The sequence below is a fragment of the Streptomyces aureus genome, assembly GCF_000725495.1.
Lineage (GTDB): Bacteria > Actinomycetota > Actinomycetes > Streptomycetales > Streptomycetaceae > Streptomyces > Streptomyces aureus_B.
Genome location: NZ_JNZD01000005.1, coordinates 335,970 through 352,554 on the forward strand (window position 1 = coordinate 335,970; position 16,585 = coordinate 352,554).

Here is a 16,585-nt window from a genome sequence, read left to right on the forward strand (position 1 = left end):
GGCCAATTACTCCTTCACAGATGGCGTCGTCGGGCGGCGACGTGCCGGTCGTACTCCTCGCGGGCCTTGACCGCCGACGGTCGTGTCGCGGTCTCGGCCACGGGTACATCCCACCAGGCCTGCGCCGGGGGCGGGCCCGACACTGTGTCTGCCGTTTCGGTCTCCACGTAGACACAAGTGGGAGTGTCCGCCCCGCGCGCCTCGGCCAGCGCCGCCCGCAGGTCGCGCACGGTCCGTGCCCGCAGGACCCGCATACCCAGACTGGCTGCGTTGGCCGCGAGATCCAACGGCAGCGGCACCCCCGTGTAGGTACGGTCCGCGGCCAGACGGCGGTACGCCGTGCCGTAGCGCTCTGCGCCCACGGACTCCGAGAGCCCGCCGATCGAGGCGTACCCGTGGTTCTGGAGGAGGATCACCTTGATCGCGACGCCCTCCTGGACGGCGGTGACGATCTCGGTCGGCATCATCAGATACGTGCCGTCGCCGACCAGCGCCCACACCGGCCGGTCCGGGGCCGCCATCCGGACGCCGATCGCGGCCGGGATCTCGTAGCCCATGCACGAATAGCCGTACTCGACGTGGTACTGGTCCCGCGACCGCGCCCGCCACAGTTTGTGCAGGTCGCCGGGGAGCGAGCCGGCCGCGTTGATCAGGATGTCGTCCTCGGTGACCAGCTCGTCGAGGACGCCGAGGACCTGCGCCTGGGTGGGCCGGACGTCGGCGTCCTCCGCCTCGTAGGCCGCGTCGACGCGGTGCTCCCAGCGCTCCTTGCCGTCCGTGTACTCGGTGACGTACGCGGGCTCCGCGCGGTGGCGGTGCGCCGGCAGCGCCTCGGCGAGCGCTTCGAGACCGGCGCGGGCGTCGGCGATCAGCGGCAGGCCGGCGAGCTTGTGGCCGTCGTACGGGGCGACGTTGAGGCTGAGGAAACGGACGCCCGGGGCCGCGAACAGGGTGCCCGAGGCGGTGGTGAAGTCGGTGTAGCGGGTGCCGACGCCGATCACCAGGTCGGCGGTGCGGGCGAGCGCGTCGGCGGTCGCGGTGCCGGTGTGGCCGATGCCGCCGACGTCCTGCGGGTGGTCCCAGCGCAGCGAGCCCTTGCCCGCCTGGGTGGACGCGACCGGGATCCCGGTGGCCGAGGCGAACGCGGCGAGCGCCTCCTCGGCACGGCTGTGGTGCACACCGCCGCCCGCGACGATCAGCGGACGCCGGGCCGCGCGGACCGCCTCGACGGCCCGCGCCAGCTCGCCCGCGTCGGGCGCCTGGCGGCGCACGGTCCAGATCCGCTCGGCGAAGAACTCCTCGGGCCAGTCGTACGCCTCCGCCTGGACGTCCTGGGGCAGCGCGAGGGTGACGGCGCCGGTGTCGACGGGGTCGGTGAGCACGCGCATCGCCTGGAGGGCGGCGGGGATCAGGGCCTCGGGGCGGGTGATCCGGTCGAAGTACCGCGACACCGGGCGCAGACAGTCGTTGACCGAGACGTCCCCGGCGAAGGGGACCTCCAGCTGCTGGAGCACCGGGTCGGCTGGGCGGGCCGCGAAGACGTCACCGGGCAGGAGCAGCACCGGCAGACGGTTGACGGTGGCGAGCGCGGCGCCGGTGACGAGGTTGGTGGCGCCGGGCCCGATCGAGGTGGTCACGGCGTGCGTGGAGAGCCGGCCGCACTGGCGGGCGTGGCCGACGGCCGCGTGCACCATGGCCTGTTCGTTGCGCCCCTGGTGGAACGGCATCGACGGGACCCCGGGCGAGGTCTCCCCGCCGGGCACCGTGGCGTGCTCCACCAGTGCCTGGCCGATGCCGGCGACGTTCCCGTGGCCGAAGATGCCCCAGACGGCGCCGATCAGCCGGCGGCGCTCCCCGTCCCGTTCCGTGTACTGCGCGGTCAGGAACCGCACCAGGGCCTGCGCGACCGTCAGCCGCGTCGTCGAGGTCATCGGTATCCCCCTGTGCTCCTCGCGTGCTCCGGGTGGAAGCGGATCCGCCACTCCCGCTCCGCGCCGGGCCCCGCCATGACGTTGAGGTAGTACATGGCGTGGCCGGGCTGGGCGATGGACGGACCGTGCCAGCCGTCGGGGACGAGGACGGCGTCGCCGGTGCGGACCTCGGCGAGGACGTCCGAGCCGCCCTCGCGGGAGGGGAACACGCGCTGGTAGCCGAACCCGTCCGGTCCCTCGATCTCGAAGTAGTAGATCTCCTCCAGCAGCGACTCGACGCCGGGCAGGTGCTCGTCGTGCTTGTGCGGCGGATACGAGGACCAGTTGCCGCCGGGGGTGATCACCTCCACGGCGATGAGCCGGTCGCACGCGAAGACGTCCGCGGCGGCGAAGTTGCGCACCTGCCGTGCGCAGTTTCCGCTGCCGCGGGCTTCGACGGGAACCTCCGGCGCGGGGCCGTAGCGGGCGGGGAGTCGGCGCTCGCACTTCGCTCCTGCCAGGGCGAAGCGGCCTCCCGCGCCGGAGGCGATCTGGGCCCGGGCCTCACGGGGAACGTACGCGAAGTCGGAGACCGCGTCGAACACCCCACGTCGGCCCAGGAGTTGGAACTCCTCTTCTTCGATGCCGTCCTTGGTGCGCACCGTGCAGCCGCCGGCGAGCGGGAGCACGATCCATTCGCTGTCCCCGGTGGTGAACGTGTGGGTGCCACCGGGTGCCAGTTCCACGACGCGCAGGCTGCAGTGGGTCCAGCCGGCCCGTTCGGGGTCGATGTCGAGGGCGTAGTGGGCGTCGGCCGCGGTGCCCCTCGGCACGTGCAGCCCGTTGTCCGGACGTCTCATGCGGCCCTCACAGGAGTCCTACGGCGGTGTCCACGGCCGCGGCGACGTCGCCGTCCGCGGGGTACAGCAGCGAACGGCCCACCACCAGGCCCTGCACGGTGGGGAGTCGGAGCGCCCCGCGCCATTTCTCGTACGCACCCTCCTGGTCCTCGCCGACATCGCCGCCGAGCAGCACGGCGGGCAGCGTGGAGGTCTCCATCACCCGGGCCATGTCGTCGGGGTTCTCGGTGACAGGGACCTTCAGCCAGGTGTACGCCGAACTGCCGCCCAGACCGCCGGCGACGGCGAGGGACGTGGTGACGGCCTCGGCGCTCAGATCGTTGCGCAGGGTGCCGTCGGCCCGGCGACGGCAGAGGAACGGTTCGACGAAGACCGGGAGTCGGCGTCCGGCCATGTCGTCGATCACCCGGGCGGCGGACTCCAGGGTGCGCAGGGAGCCGGGGTCGTCGTAGTCGATGCGCAGCAGCAGTTTGCCGGCGTCGAAGCCGAGCCGTTCGATGTCCTCGGGGCGGTGGCCCGTGAAGCGGTCGTCGAGCTCGAACGCGGAGCCCGCGAGTCCGCCCCGGTTCATGGAGCCGATGACCACCTTGCGGTCGAGCACACCGAGCAGGAGCAGGTCGTCGAGTATGTCGGCGGTGGCGAGCACACCGTCGACGCCGGGGCGGGAGAGCGCGACGCACAGGCGCTCCAGCAGACCGGCGCGGTCGGCCATGGCGAGCCTGCGGTCGCCGACGGCCAGCATGCCGCGGGCCGGGTGGTCCGCGGCGACGATCATCAGCCGCCCGGAGCCGTCGAGCAGCGGCCGTCGCGCCCGGCGGGCGGCGGCCTCCGCGACCGCCTCGGGGTGACGGGCGCGGGTGCGCACGAGGGCGGGGACGTCGACGCGGAACGCCGCGGCCGCCTCGCCGCCCTGCTCGGGACGGGCTCCGCCGACGTGGCCCGCCCTCACCGCACCGCTCCGGCGGCGAGGGCCTCCTCGATCTCGCGCGGGGTCGGCATCGCGGAGGAGCACTCCAGCCGGGAGGCGACGATGGCGCCGGCCGCGTTCGCGTGCCGCACGGTCGTCTCCAGGTCCCGGCCGGCGAGCAGTCCGTGGCACAGGGAGCCGCCGAACGCGTCGCCCGCGCCGAGGCCGTTGAGTACCTCGACCGGCAGGGGCGGGACCTCGGCGGTGGTGCCGTCGCGGTGGACGGCGAGGACGCCCTTGGGTCCCTGTTTCACCACGGCGAGCTCGACACCGGCCTCGAGGAGCGCGGCGGCCGCGGCGTGCGGCTCGCGTTCCCCGGTGGCGATCTCGACCTCGTCGACGTTGCCGACGGCCACGGTGGCGTGGCTCAGGGCCTCCGTGTAGAAGGGGCGGGCGGCGGCGGGGTCGTCCCAGAACATGGGCCGCCAGTCGAGGTCGAAGACTGTCGTGCCGGAGCGGGCCCGGTGGGCCAGGGCCGCGAGGGTGGCCGTGCGGCTGGGTTCCGCGCACAGTCCGGTGCCCGTCGTCCAGAAGACGCCGGCCTCGCGCACCGCGTCGAGGTCGATCTCGCCGAGGGCGATCTCCAGGTCGGGGGCCTTGGGCTCCCGGTAGAAGTACAGCGGGAAGTCGTCCGGCGGGAAGATCTCGCAGAACGTGACCGGGGTCGGCAGTCCGGGGACCGCGGTGACCCAGCGGTCGTCGACCCCGAAGCCGCGCAACGCCTCGTGCAGATAGGTTCCGAAGGGATCCGCACCCGTTCGGGTGATGACCGCCGTGCGCCGTCCGAGCCGCGCGGCCGCCACCGCGACATTGGTCGCCGACCCGCCGAGGAACTTGCCGAAGGAGGTCACCCGGGACAGCGGGACTCCCGTCTGCAACGGGTAGAGGTCCACACCGATCCGCCCCATGGTGATCAGCTCGTACGCCATCGAGTTCCCTTCCGCGCGGTCCCTGCGGCTGCCCCCAGGTCTAGTGCCGTCGGGGGTGCCTGTCAACGTTTTGTCCAGACATTCGGACCAGGGCTTGACACCTTCGGACGGCCGCCGGAAGCTGGCGCCCATGACGTCGTTGCCGCCGCAGTCATCGCAGTCGTCGCCGCAGTCGTCACCCGCGCCCTCGCCGGCCTCCTCACCGCCGTCGTCGCCTCCGTCCTCACTGTCCCGCATCCGGATCGGTTCGGCTCCCGACTCCTGGGGGGTCTGGTTCCCCGACGATCCCCGGCAGGTCCCCTGGCGGCGCTTCCTCGACGAGGTCTCCGAGTCCGGCTACGCGTGGATCGAACTCGGCCCGTACGGCTATCTGCCCACCGATCCGGACGTCCTGCTGGAGGAGACCGGCCGGCGCGGGCTCGGCGTCTCGGCGGGCACGGTCTTCACCGGGCTGCACCGGGGTCCCGAGGTGTGGGAGTCCACCTGGGCGCACGTCGCGGACGTGGCGGCGCTCGCCCGGGCCGCGGGCGCCGGGCATCTCGTGGTCATCCCGGCGTTCTGGCGGGACGACAAGACCGGCGCGGTACTGGAGGACAGCGTGCTGACGCCGGCCCAGTGGCGCGATCTGGCCACCCAGACCGAGCGGCTCGCCCACGAGGTGCGCGAGCGCTTCGGACTCAAGGTCGTCGTCCACCCGCACGCCGACACGCACATCGACAGCGAGGAGAACGTCGCCCGGTTCCTCGACGCGACCGACCCCTCCCTGGTGTCGCTGTGCCTGGACACGGGCCACTACGCCTACTGCGGCGGGGACAGCGTCAAGCTCATCGAGACCTACGGCGAACGCATCGGCTACCTCCACCTCAAGCAGGTGGACCCGGAGGTGCTGGCCGCCGTACGGACCGAGGAGCTGCCGTTCGGCCCCGCCGTCGCGCGCGGCGTGATGTGCGAACCGCCCGGCGGCGTACCGGCGCTGGAACCCGTCCTCGCCGCCGCGCAGGACCTCGGCGTCGAGCTGTTCGCCATCGTCGAGCAGGACATGTACCCGTGCCCTCCGGACCGGCCGCTGCCGATCGCCCGCCGCACCCGGGCCTTCCTGAGGTCCTGCGGAGCCTGACCCGCCGTGCGGAGCCCGACCTGCGCCGCGGAGCCCGACCCGCCCTGCGAGGGCCGGCCCGCCCCGTGGAACCTGACCTGCGCCGCGGAGCCCGACCTGCCCTGCTCAGGCCGGCCCGCGGAGCGTGCCCCTCTCGCCCCACCGTTTCCATGCGTCACCCGTGTCACAAAAAACACCGCCGTGTCACCGATGTCGCGTTTACGCGGGTCTTGTGTCACGCGCGGTCAACAGCCACGGCCCGGCCCTCACACTCCGTCGCGCACCGGGCACAGGCTTGGTGATCACCAGCGCAGCGCCCGGCTCCCCCGACGACCGTCCCAGGCCGCCGCCGCGGCGCGCGCGGGGAGGTGCCGTTCATGACCGACCGCCGGCTCTGGTCGTACAAGGAGATCGCCGCGCACATCAAGGTGCAGGTGGACACGGTCCGGTCCTACCGCAAACACGGGCTGCTGCCGCCGCCCGACCACGTCGAGTCCGGAAAGCCCTACTGGTACGCCGACACCGTCCGCGCGTGGGTGGCCGCGCGCCCGGGCAACCGGGGCCGCAACAACGGCTGACCGCGGCGCCTCCGGCCGGGGGTGCGTCCCCCGGCCGGAGGTGGCCGTGGTCCTCAGGCCCAGGGTTCGACGACCGTCACCCCCGCCCCCGGGGCCGACCCCATGGCGGCGAGGGCGGACGGTGCCCGGTCCAGCGTGATCGCGGAGGTCACGAGGAGGTCGGGACGCAGCAGTCCGGAGCGGACCAGTTCCAGCAGGGGCGGATAGGCGTGGGCCGCCATGCCGTGGCTGCCGAGGAGTTCCAGTTCGAGCCCGATCACCCGGGCCATCGGGACCGGCGTGAGACCGTCGGGCGCGGGCAGCAGACCGACCTGGACGTGCCGGCCGCGCCGGCGCAGCCCCTCGACCGAGGCCGCGCAGGTGCCGGGCGACCCGAGGGCGTCCAGCGACAGATGCGCCCCGCCGCCGGTCAGTTCACGGACCGCCTGCGCCGGGTCCGCCACGGCGGAGGCGTCCACGCACTCCGCCGCCCCGAACCTCCGGGCCAGGTCGAGCGCCGCCGGCGACACGTCCACGGCCACGACCCGCGCTCCGCAGGCCGCCGCGATCATCACCGCCGAGAGGCCGACGCCTCCGCAGCCGTGCACGGCGACCCACTCCCCCGGCGCCGCCCTCCCCTGCGCGACCACCGCCCGGAAGGCGGTGGCGAACCGGCAGCCGAGGGAGGCCGCCGTCGCGAACGACAGCTCCGGCGGCACCGGGATCAGGTTCACGTCGGCGTGGTCCAGCGCCACGTACTGGGCGAAGGAGCCCCAGTGCGTGAACCCCGGCTGGGTCTGCCGCTCGCACACCTGCTGGTCGCCGGCGGCGCAGGCGGGACAGCGTCCGCAGGCGCAGACGAACGGCACGGTGACCCGGTCGCCGGGGCGGTGCCCGCTCACCCGGGCGCCCACCGCCTCGATCACTCCGGCGAGTTCATGGCCCGGCACGTGCGGCAGCGTGATGTCCGGGTCGTGGCCCATCCAGCCGTGCCAGTCGCTCCGGCACAGCCCGGTGGCCTCGACCCGCACCACCACCCCGTGCTCGGGCGGCACCGGGTCCGGCACCTCCCGTACCTCGGCCGGCTCCCCGTACCGCTCGAACACCACTGCCCGCATCGGCTCCCGCCCTCCGCTCGGAGATCAGCTTCCGCGGAAACGCTAGCCGCGCGCCTCGGCCCTGTCCCGGCCGGCCGACACGGCGTCCGACTCGGCGTCAGGTTCGGCGTCCGGCTCGGTGTCCGTTTCTTTGTCCGGCTCGGCGGCGTCCGGTGATGACACGGCGTCGGAGTCCGTGACCGCCTCCGGTGCCGGGGCGGCATCGGAGCTCGAAGCCGCTGCCGGCGTCACGCCGGACACCTGCCCGGCGTCCGCGACCGGCCCACCGTCGGAGCCTCCGTCCGGGCCTCCATCCGGTCCTCCGTCCGGACCGCCGCCCGGGGCGGCCTGCGGTGACTCGCCCTCGCTCAGACCGAACCGGTCGTGGAAGCGCCGCAGCGGGCCGGGCGCCCACCAGGTGGCCCTGCCCGTCAGCCGCATGACCGCCGGGACCAGCAGGCTGCGGACGACCATCGCGTCCATCAGGACCGCGAGCGCGACGCCCAGTCCGAGCATCTTGGTGTTGGCCACCCGGGAGGTGCCGATGGCGACCATCACCACCGCGAGGATGACCGCGGCCGCGGTGATCAGACCGCCGGTGCGCTGGAGCCCGAAGCGGACCGCCTCCCGGTGGTCGCCGGTGTGGTCGTACTCCTCCTTGATACGGGACAGGAGGAAGACCCCGTAGTCCATGGAGAGACCGAAGGCCACGCAGAACATCAGGACGGGGAGGGTCGTCTCGATGGAGCCCGAGCTGGTGAAGTCGAGGAGGCCGGAGAGATGGCCGTCCTGGAAGACCCAGACCACCGCGCCGAACATGGCGGTCAGGCTGAGCGCGTTGAGCAGGACCGCCTGGAGCGGGATCAGCACGCTGCCGGTCAGCAGGAACACCAGGAACAGGGTGACGATCGCGATGAAGGCGGCCGCCCACGGCAGCTTCTCGGCTATCGCGTGCTTGGAGTCGACCAGCACGGCCGCCGTGCCGGTCACCGAGGTGTCGAACGGGGCTTTCTCCGCGCGCAGTTCGCCCACCAGGCGCTGCGCCCCCTCGTCCACGGCCTCACCCTTGGGCAGCACCGAGAAGTAGGCGGAGTCGCCCTTCACCAGGGGCCCGTCCACCCGCAGCACCTCGGGCAGGGCCTCGATCCGCTCCTTGTACCCGGCGTACTGGGCCGGGGTGGCGGAGCCCTCGGCCAGAACCTCCAAGGCGCCACCCGGACTGCCCGGGAAGCCGTCGCGGATGTGCTGCTGGACGACGTGCGACTCGGCGCCCGAGGGCAGCTGCCGGTCGTCGGCGGTGCCGAACTTCACCCCCATGAAGGGCAGTCCGAGGACGACGAGGCCGGCGGTGGTGGCCACCGCGAAGAGCGGTGCCCTGCGCATGACGAGGGAGGCCATGCGGCCCCAGACCGCCCCGCCCTCGGCGGGGGCGGGCCGTCCGCGCCTGAACAGGCGCCGCAGGTCGAGGGAGTTGACCCGCTCGCCCAGGAGCATCAGGGCCGCGGGCAGCAGGATCAGGGCGGCGGCCGCGGCGAGCAGCACGACGGCGATGCCAGCGTAGGCGAAGGAGCGCAGGAAGTACTGCGGGAAGACCAGCATCGCGGCCAGCGACACGGCGACCGTGAGCGAGGAGAAGAGGACGGTCCGGCCCGCGGTGCGCAGGGTGACGCCGATCGCCGCCCGGGGCGTGGCGCCGCCGGCCAGTTCCTCGCGGAACCTGCGGACGATGAACAGGGCGTAGTCGATGGCGAGACCGAGGCCGAGGGCCGTGGTCAGGTTCATCGCGAAGACCGAGACGTCCGTGACCTCGGTGAGCCCCCGCAGGACGGCGTTGGTGCCGAGGATCGCGACGATCCCGACGCCGAGCGGGAGCAGGGCCGCGACGGCGCTCCCGAAGACCATGACGAGCAGCAGGAGCGTCACCGGGAGGGCGATCATCTCGGCCCGGGTGAGGTCTTCCTTGATGGTCGTCTGCATCTCGTGCCGCACGGCGATCGGTCCGCCGACCTCGACCTCGACGGGACCGCTCTTCCCGCGGAAGGAGGGGGCGATGCGGTCCAGGGTGCGGGCCGCGGCAGTCTCGTCGCCGGTGATCCGGGCGGCGATCAGCGCTTCGTGGCCGTCGCTCGCCTTCAGCGCCGGTGCGCCCGTCTGCCAGTAGGAGCCGACGCCGGTGACGCCGTGCTCGGACGCCAGCTTCGCGGCGATCCGCCGGGCCTCGGCGGCGACGGCGGGGTCGTCGACCGAGGCCCTGCCCGCGTCGAGCAGGAGCAGCAGGTTGGGCTGCGAGGCGGGGAACTCCCGCTCCAGCGCCTTCGTGGCGTACGTGGACTGCGCGGTCGGGTCCTCCCAGCCGCCGCTGCCCAGCCGGTCCGCCACCCCGCTGCCCGCGACCACCGCGAGTGCGGTCAGCAGGAGGGCGACGAGCAGGGAGAGCCGCGGCCGCGCGGTCACGAACCGGGTCCATCCCCCGAGGCGGACCCCCTCGTCCGCGCCCCCGCCCGGGTCCGCGGCAACGCCCCGGACCTCGCTCTCGCCCCCGCGGGGCCTCGCCCCGGGCCCGTCGTCCGCGCCGTCGACTTCGGACATGATGCGGTGTCCCCTCACCGTGACCCGATGACCCGCGTCCGTGCAGGCATCATGGATCGCCCATTGCCATAGACTGGCAAACACGAGACGTCGCTCGCGTTTTTCAAGAATGCGAGTGACCGCTCGTGTTTGTCAATCGCGTCCCGAGAAGCTGGGGATCACCGTGCCCGAGAAGCAGCAGACGGAGGAGCCGTCGGAGCGAGCGCCGCAGACCGAGGAGAGACCGCGCCGCCGCCAGGCCCGCGGTGAACGCAGGGTCGCCCAGCTCCTGGAGGCGGCCGCCTCGGTGTTCTGCCGGACCGGCTACACCGCGGCGAGCACCAACGCCATCGCCCGCGAGGCCGGCGTCTCACCCGGCACGCTCTACCAGTTCTTCCCGAACAAGGAGGCCATCGCGGTCGGCCTCAGCGACCAGCTGCTCGACCACTGGGCCCAGTCGCACGGGCAGGCGCTCGCCCGCGAGAACGCGGACCTCCCGCTGGACCGGATGCTCGACGCGGTCCTCGACCCGCTGATCGAGTTCAACGTCGAGAACCCGTCCTTCGCCGTCCTGATGCACGGGGCCGACACCCCGGGCGTGATCGTCGAGGAGATCGGCACGCTGCACGGCACCATGCTCGCCCGCGTCGAGGAGATGATCGAGGCCCGCCTGCCCGGCCTTCCCGCGGACGAGCGCACCCGCACCGCGAACATGGCGGTCCACCTGTTCAAGGCCGGCCTCACCCTGGTCATGTCCCACGAGGGCGCCGAACGGGACGCGTACATCGCGGAGCTGAAGACGGTCATGCACCGCTACCTCGAGCCCCTGCTCGCCGGACGGGCCCACGCCGACCGCTGAGCCCCCGCGAACCCCGGGCCGCGCCACTCCGCTCCCCCGGGCACCAGCGCTCCGCACCCCGACATCGGGGACACATGCCATAAGGTTCGGACAAATCGATCGGCGATCCGCGGTATCGGTCCGTCCGCGCGCCCCGGTGCCGCACACCGGAGGCCGCCCCGGCGCACCCGTGACGCGGGTCCCCCGTCCGAGCCCGCGGGGCCGCCCCGAGGGACAGAGGGATGGCCGTGACGCAGAACCAGCCGCCCGGCCCGCCCCGGGCCCGTATCCCCGGACCGCAGCAGCCCCCGCCGCCGTACCCCCGGATCCCCGCCGGCCTCTGGCGGCGCTGCCTGGTCACGGGCCTCGCCCTCTGGACGACGGCCGCGGTCGCCACCTACGTCACGGGCGGAGTCGCCCCGCTCCCGGCCCTGATCCTGCTCGGCAGCTTCCTCGTCCCCGTCACCTTCCTTCTCTGGGCGTACGAACACCACGGCCGCGCCCTGGGCCCGCTGCCGCTCCTCGGCTGCTTCCTGGCCGGCGGCACCCTGGGCGCGCTCGGCACCTGGGTGACGGAGCACCAGCTGGCGCACCCGTCCCTGTGGACCTACCTCGGCACCGGGCCGGCCGAGGAGGCGGTGAAGCTCGGCGCACTGGTCCACGTACTGCGCCGGCAGCCCCGGATCCGCGGACCCCGGGCCGGTCTGCTGCTCGGCGCGGCGCTCGGCTTCGGCTTCGCGGCCCTGGAGGGCGCGGGCCATGCCTTCGACGCGGCCGTGGCGCTGCGGGAAGTCGACCTGCGCACACTCCTGGAGACGGAGGTCCTGCGCGGCGCGCTCACCCCGTTCGGACACGGGCTGTGGACGGCCGTCATCGGCGCGGCCCTGCTGGCGCGGCGCCGCCCCGACGGACGCTTCCGCCCTTCGGCCCGGCTGGCCGGCGCCTGCCTCGGCGCCTCGGTGCTGCACGCCCTGTGGGACTCCACGCACGGGATCGCGCTGTGGCTGGTGGCCCGGCTCACCCGCGCCGGAATCGACGGGACCCTGTTCACGCCGGGCCGGCTGCCGCGGCCCACCGGCGGCCAGGACCACCTCCTCACCCTGCTCTCGGTGAGCGGACTGGTCCTCGTGATCCTCGTGGGAGCGGTCTGGGCACGCTCGCTGGCCCACCGTGACCCCGCTTGGAGAAATACCCCCTAGGGGTATAACGTGGTGACCATCGGGGGGAACCCTGGACTCACAGGGATCCCTCCCGTACACGCACATCCCAGAACGCCTCGACGAGGAGTAACGCCATGACCGCCCAGACCGGCACCCCGGGTTCCGTGACCACCGTCTACCAGGTGAGCGGCATGAGCTGCGGACACTGCGAAGGCTCCGTCAGCGGCGAGATCTCCGCGATCCCGGGCGTCAGCTCGGTGAAGGCCGTCGCCTCGACCGGCGAGGTCACCGTCGTCTCCGTGTCCGCGCTCGACGAGAGCGCCGTGCGCGCGGCCGTGGACGAGGCGGGCTTCGAGCTCGTCGGCCAGGCCTGATCGGGACCCGGCAGCTCTCCTTCTTCGCCCGGGCCGTTCCGACCGGCTGATACCGGCTCCGCGCGGCCCGGCCCCTTCCTGGAGCCGCACCATGACCACCGCAGCACCCGAGACGCCGATAGGCACCACCTCGGAGATCGAGCTCTCCATCGGCGGGATGACCTGCGCCTCCTGCGCGGCCCGCGTCGAGAAGAAGCTCAACCGCATGGACGGCGTCACCGCCACCGTGAACTTCGCGACGGAGAAGGCGAAGGTCTCGTACCCCGCGGGGGTACAGGTCGCCGATCTGATCGCCACCGTGGTGAAGACGGGCTACACCGCCGAGGAGCCCCCGCCGCCCGCGCCGCCCGAGGAGGAGGCGCCCGCCGCCGAGGACGATCCCGAGACGGCCGCGCTGCGCGAGCGGCTGACCGTCTCCGCAGTGCTCGCCCTGCCCGTGGTCCTCCTGTCGATGATCCCGGCCCTCCAGTTCGACAACTGGCAGTGGCTCTCGCTGACGCTCGCCGCACCCGTCGTGGTCTGGGGCGGACTGCCCTTCCACCGGGCCGCCGCGACGAACGCGCGGCACGGCGCGGCCACCATGGACACCCTGGTCTCGGTCGGCACCCTCGCCGCGTTCGGCTGGTCGCTGTGGGCCCTCTTCTTCGGCGACGCGGGGATGCCGGGCATGCGGCACGGCTTCGAGTTCACCGTCTCCCGCACGGACGGGGCCTCCACGCTCTATCTGGAGGTCGCCGCCGGCGTCGTGGCCCTCATCCTGCTCGGCCGCTTCCTGGAGGCCCGTTCCAAGCGGCGCGCCGGAGCGGCGCTGCGGGCGCTGCTGGAGCTCGGCGCCAAGGACGTCGCCGTCCTGCGGGACGGCCGCGAGGTCCGTCTGCCCGTGGCCCGACTGGCGGTCGGCGACCGCTTCGTCGTCAGGCCCGGCGAGAAGATCGCCACGGACGGGACCGTCGTCGAGGGCACCTCGGCCGTGGACGCCTCCATGCTGACCGGCGAATCGGTGCCGGTGGACGTGACCGTCGGCGACTTCGTGACCGGTGCGACCGTGAACGCCGGGGGCCGGCTCGTCGTCGAGGCCACCCGGATCGGAGCGGACACCCAGCTCGCGCGGATGGGCCGGCTCGTGGAGGACGCACAGAACGGCAAGGCCGAGGTACAGCGGCTCGCCGACCGGATCTCCGGGGTCTTCGTGCCCGTCGTCCTGCTCCTCGCGCTCGGCACCTTCGCGGTGTGGATCACGGTCACCGGGGACACGGCCGCGGCCTTCACCGCCGCCGTCGCGGTACTGATCATCGCCTGCCCCTGCGCGCTCGGCCTCGCCACCCCGACCGCCCTGATGGTCGGCACCGGCCGCGGCGCCCAGCTGGGCATCCTGATCAAGGGGCCCGAGGTCCTGGAGTCCACCCGCCGCGTCGACACCGTCGTCCTGGACAAGACCGGCACGGTGACGACGGGCCGCATGAGCCTGCACGAGGTCTACGTCGCCGAGGGTGCGGCCCGTGAAGACGTCCTGCGGCTCGCAGGAGCCCTGGAACACGCCTCCGAGCATCCCGTTGCCCGAGCGATCGCGGCAGGCGCTCAGGAGCGCGCAGGGGGCCTTCCCGCGGTGGAGCACTTCGAGAACGTGCCCGGGCGGGGCGTCCGCGGGCGGGTGGAGGGCCGCGAGGTCACCGTCGGCCGGTTCCCGGGCGCGCTCCCCGCATCGCTTGCGGACGCGAAGAACGCGGCCGAGGCGGCGGGCCGTACGGCCGTCGTGGTGGCCCTGGACGGCACGGCGGCGGGCGTCCTGGCCGTCGCGGACACGGTCAAGGAGACGAGCGCCGAGGCCGTGCGGGAACTGCGGGCCCTCGGGCTCACCCCGATGCTGCTGACCGGGGACAACCGGGCGGTCGCCGAGGCCGTGGCGCGGGAGGTCGGCATCGGCGCCGAGCACGTGATCGCCGAGGTGCTGCCCGAGGACAAGGTCGCCGTGGTCGAACGGCTGCGGAGCGAGGGGCGGACCGTCGCGATGGTCGGCGACGGGGTGAACGACGCGGCGGCGCTCGCGACCGCCGATCTGGGCCTCGCGATGGGCACGGGAACCGACGCGGCGATCGAGGCGGGCGACCTGACGCTGGTGCGCGGCGATCTGCGGGTGGCCGCGGACGCGATCCGGCTGGCCCGCGCGACCCTGTCGACGATCAAGGGAAACCTGGTCTGGGCCTTCGGCTACAACGTGGCGGCGCTTCCACTGGCCGCCGCCGGGCTCCTGAATCCCATGATCGCGGGAGCCGCGATGGCTTTCTCGTCCGTCTTCGTGGTCACGAACAGCCTTCGACTGAGAGCATTCGCGTGACGACAGACCATGAGTCCCCCTAGAGTCCAACGAGAGCCTCACATAAGCTCTTCACAAGGCTCGCGCATCTTCCTTACGCTTGGTCCTCGATTCCCATATCGGGGCTCTTGCCTATCTTCAGGACATATGCAAGAGATCCAGATCACAGTGATGTGAACGTAACCACCGAAGGGGTTCGTCAGTCTAAGTTGGCGATGTCAGAAGCGTCTTGGGGGGCGCGACTGGCATCTGGGGATGTCTTGGGGGACGTTCCCGGAAATTGCGTCGCCGGGGCACGTACTGCGGGGAGCTTTGAGCGGCCCTCCCGATCCGTACGCGTCCCGGCAGATCGCACCGCACCACCGAGTACCGGGTGAGTCCGCTCGCCCGGTCCGCCGCCGGCCCGTGCCGGCACACAGCGATTCAGGCGCTGTCCACAGTCGCCCGGCCGGATCCCGTGGGGGGAATCCGTACCGGGACAAGGAAAGCGCCCTGACTACCGGCCCGTGGGGGGACCAGTAGCAGGGCGCTTTCCGTTTGTCCGCGTCCACCCGTCCAGGGGTGCACCGGATGCACCGGGCCCCGCGTGCGGAGCCCGGTGGTGGTGTGTGCGTGCCTCAGCGGGCCTCGACCGGCACGAAGTCGCGCTCGACGACACCCGTGTAGATCTGGCGCGGGCGGCCGATGCGGGAGCCGGGCTCCTTGATCATCTCGTGCCACTGGGCGATCCAGCCCGGCAGACGGCCGAGGGCGAACAGGACCGTGAACATCTCGGTCGGGAAGCCCATGGCGCGGTAGATCAGGCCGGTGTAGAAGTCGACGTTCGGGTAGAGGTTGCGCGCGACGAAGTACTCGTCGGAGAGCGCGTGCTCCTCCAGCTTGAGGGCGATGTCCAGCAGCTCGTCGGACTTGCCGAGGGCCGAGAGGACGTCGTGCGCGGCGGCCTTGATGATCTTCGCGCGCGGGTCGAAGGACTTGTACACCCGGTGGCCGAAGCCCATCAGGCGGACGCCGTCCTCCTTGTTCTTCACCTTGCGGATGAAGGAGTCGACGTCGCCGCCGTTGGCCTGGATGCCTTCCAGCATCTCCAGGACGGACTGGTTGGCGCCGCCGTGCAGCGGGCCCCACAGGGCGGAGATGCCGGCGGAGATCGAGGCGAACATGTTCGCCTGCGAGGAGCCGACCAGACGCACGGTGGAGGTCGAACAGTTCTGCTCGTGGTCCGCGTGCAGGATCAGGAGCTTGTCGAGCGCGGAGACGACGACCGGGTCGAGCTCGTAGTCCTGGGCGGGGACCGAGAAGGTCATGCGCAGGAAGTTCTCGACGTAGCTGAGGTCGTTGCGCGGGTAGACGAAGGGGTGGCCGACCGACTTCTTGTACGCGTAGGCCGCGATCGTCGGAAGCTTGGCGAGCAGCCGGATGGTGGAGAGGTTGCGCTGCTTCTCGTCGAACGGGTTGTGGCTGTCCTGGTAGAAGGTCGACAGCGCCGAGACGACCGAGGAGAGCATCGCCATCGGGTGGGCGTCGCGCGGGAAGCCGCGGTAGAAGTTCTTGACGTCCTCGTGCAGCAGGGTGTGCTGCGTGATCTCGTTCTTGAAGGTGGAGAGCTCGTCGACGTTCGGGAGCTCGCCGTTGATCAGCAGGTAGGCCACCTCCAGGAAGGTGGACCGCTCGGCCAGCTGCTCGATCGGGTAGCCGCGGTAGCGGAGGATGCCCTGCTCACCGTCGAGATAGGTGATCGCGGATTTATACGCGGCGGTGTTGCCGTACCCGCTGTCCAGCGTCACCAGACCGGTCTGGGCGCGGAGCTTGCCGATGTCGAAGCCCTTGTCGCCGACGGTGCTGTCGATCACCGGGTAGGTGTACTCGCCATCGCCGAACCGCAGTACTACAGAGTTGTCGCTCACGTCATCCC

General features: G+C 72.5%; 13 protein-coding genes. 6 read left to right on the forward strand and 7 right to left on the reverse strand.

Annotation, left to right across the window (positions count from 1 at the left end; all coding sequences use genetic code 11):
* Nucleotides 1-14: 14 nt before the first annotated feature.
* The 4 genes from iolD to iolC form a co-directional block, all read right to left on the reverse strand.
* The gene (iolD, locus tag IO36_RS11435; RefSeq protein ID WP_037618966.1) at nt 15-1,931 is read right to left on the reverse strand and encodes a 3D-(3,5/4)-trihydroxycyclohexane-1,2-dione acylhydrolase (decyclizing); all 1,917 of its coding nucleotides are present in this window, start codon (nt 1,929-1,931) and stop codon (nt 15-17) included.
* Nucleotides 1,928-2,770 carry a 5-deoxy-glucuronate isomerase gene (iolB, locus tag IO36_RS11440; RefSeq protein ID WP_037618969.1) on the reverse strand — a complete coding sequence of 281 codons (843 nt, stop codon included), beginning with the start codon at nt 2,768-2,770 and terminating at the stop codon, nt 1,928-1,930. The genes iolD and iolB overlap by 4 nt, the downstream gene beginning before the upstream one ends.
* A 7-nt stretch (nt 2,771-2,777) precedes the next feature.
* Nucleotides 2,778-3,635, reverse strand: a complete 858-nt coding sequence (locus IO36_RS11445; protein ID WP_037619440.1) for a Cgl0159 family (beta/alpha)8-fold protein — start codon at nt 3,633-3,635, stop codon at nt 2,778-2,780.
* Nucleotides 3,636-3,715: 80 nt separating this feature from the next.
* Entirely contained in the window at nt 3,716-4,666 is a 951-nt protein-coding gene (gene iolC, locus IO36_RS11450) for a 5-dehydro-2-deoxygluconokinase (RefSeq protein WP_037618970.1), read from the reverse strand.
* A 130-nt stretch (nt 4,667-4,796) separates the two neighbouring features.
* Between iolC and IO36_RS11455 the strand changes: the two genes are divergently transcribed.
* A complete protein-coding gene (locus IO36_RS11455; RefSeq protein ID WP_078943121.1) occupies nt 4,797-5,783 on the forward strand; it encodes a sugar phosphate isomerase/epimerase family protein in 987 nt (328 codons plus the stop codon).
* Between the two features lie 356 nt (nt 5,784-6,139).
* Complete coding sequence (locus tag IO36_RS11460) at nt 6,140-6,340, forward strand: helix-turn-helix transcriptional regulator (protein ID WP_037618973.1); 201 nt, start codon at nt 6,140-6,142, stop codon at nt 6,338-6,340.
* A gap of 53 nt (nt 6,341-6,393) precedes the next feature.
* Here the strand turns inward: IO36_RS11460 and IO36_RS11465 are convergent, their stop codons facing one another.
* Nucleotides 6,394-7,437: a zinc-dependent alcohol dehydrogenase family protein gene (locus IO36_RS11465; protein ID WP_037618976.1), complete on the reverse strand. Its 1,044-nt coding sequence runs from the start codon at nt 7,435-7,437 to the stop codon at nt 6,394-6,396.
* A gap of 42 nt (nt 7,438-7,479) precedes the next feature.
* Nucleotides 7,480-10,005, reverse strand: coding sequence for an MMPL family transporter (locus IO36_RS11470; RefSeq protein ID WP_078943122.1), 2,526 nt, complete (start codon nt 10,003-10,005; stop codon nt 7,480-7,482).
* 163 nt (nt 10,006-10,168) lie between these two features.
* Between IO36_RS11470 and IO36_RS11475 the strand changes: the two genes are divergently transcribed.
* From IO36_RS11475 to IO36_RS11490, 4 genes are all read left to right on the forward strand, one after another.
* Complete coding sequence (locus IO36_RS11475) at nt 10,169-10,843, forward strand: TetR/AcrR family transcriptional regulator (RefSeq protein WP_245173219.1); 675 nt, start codon at nt 10,169-10,171, stop codon at nt 10,841-10,843.
* Between the two features lie 227 nt (nt 10,844-11,070).
* Nucleotides 11,071-12,021: a PrsW family glutamic-type intramembrane protease gene (locus IO36_RS11480; RefSeq protein WP_037619446.1), complete on the forward strand. Its 951-nt coding sequence runs from the start codon at nt 11,071-11,073 to the stop codon at nt 12,019-12,021.
* A gap of 95 nt (nt 12,022-12,116) precedes the next feature.
* On the forward strand, nt 12,117-12,356 hold the full coding sequence (locus IO36_RS11485; RefSeq protein ID WP_037618986.1) for a heavy-metal-associated domain-containing protein: 240 nt from the start codon (nt 12,117-12,119) through the stop codon (nt 12,354-12,356).
* Between the two features lie 91 nt (nt 12,357-12,447).
* Nucleotides 12,448-14,691 (forward strand): heavy metal translocating P-type ATPase, encoded by a 2,244-nt coding sequence (locus IO36_RS11490; protein ID WP_037618988.1) that lies wholly within the window; start codon nt 12,448-12,450, stop codon nt 14,689-14,691.
* Nucleotides 14,692-15,287: 596 nt separating this feature from the next.
* On the opposite strand, the gene IO36_RS11495 is transcribed toward IO36_RS11490, so the two are convergent.
* Nucleotides 15,288-16,577 (reverse strand): citrate synthase, encoded by a 1,290-nt coding sequence (locus IO36_RS11495; RefSeq protein ID WP_037618991.1) that lies wholly within the window; start codon nt 16,575-16,577, stop codon nt 15,288-15,290.
* Nucleotides 16,578-16,585: the final 8 nt, after the last annotated feature.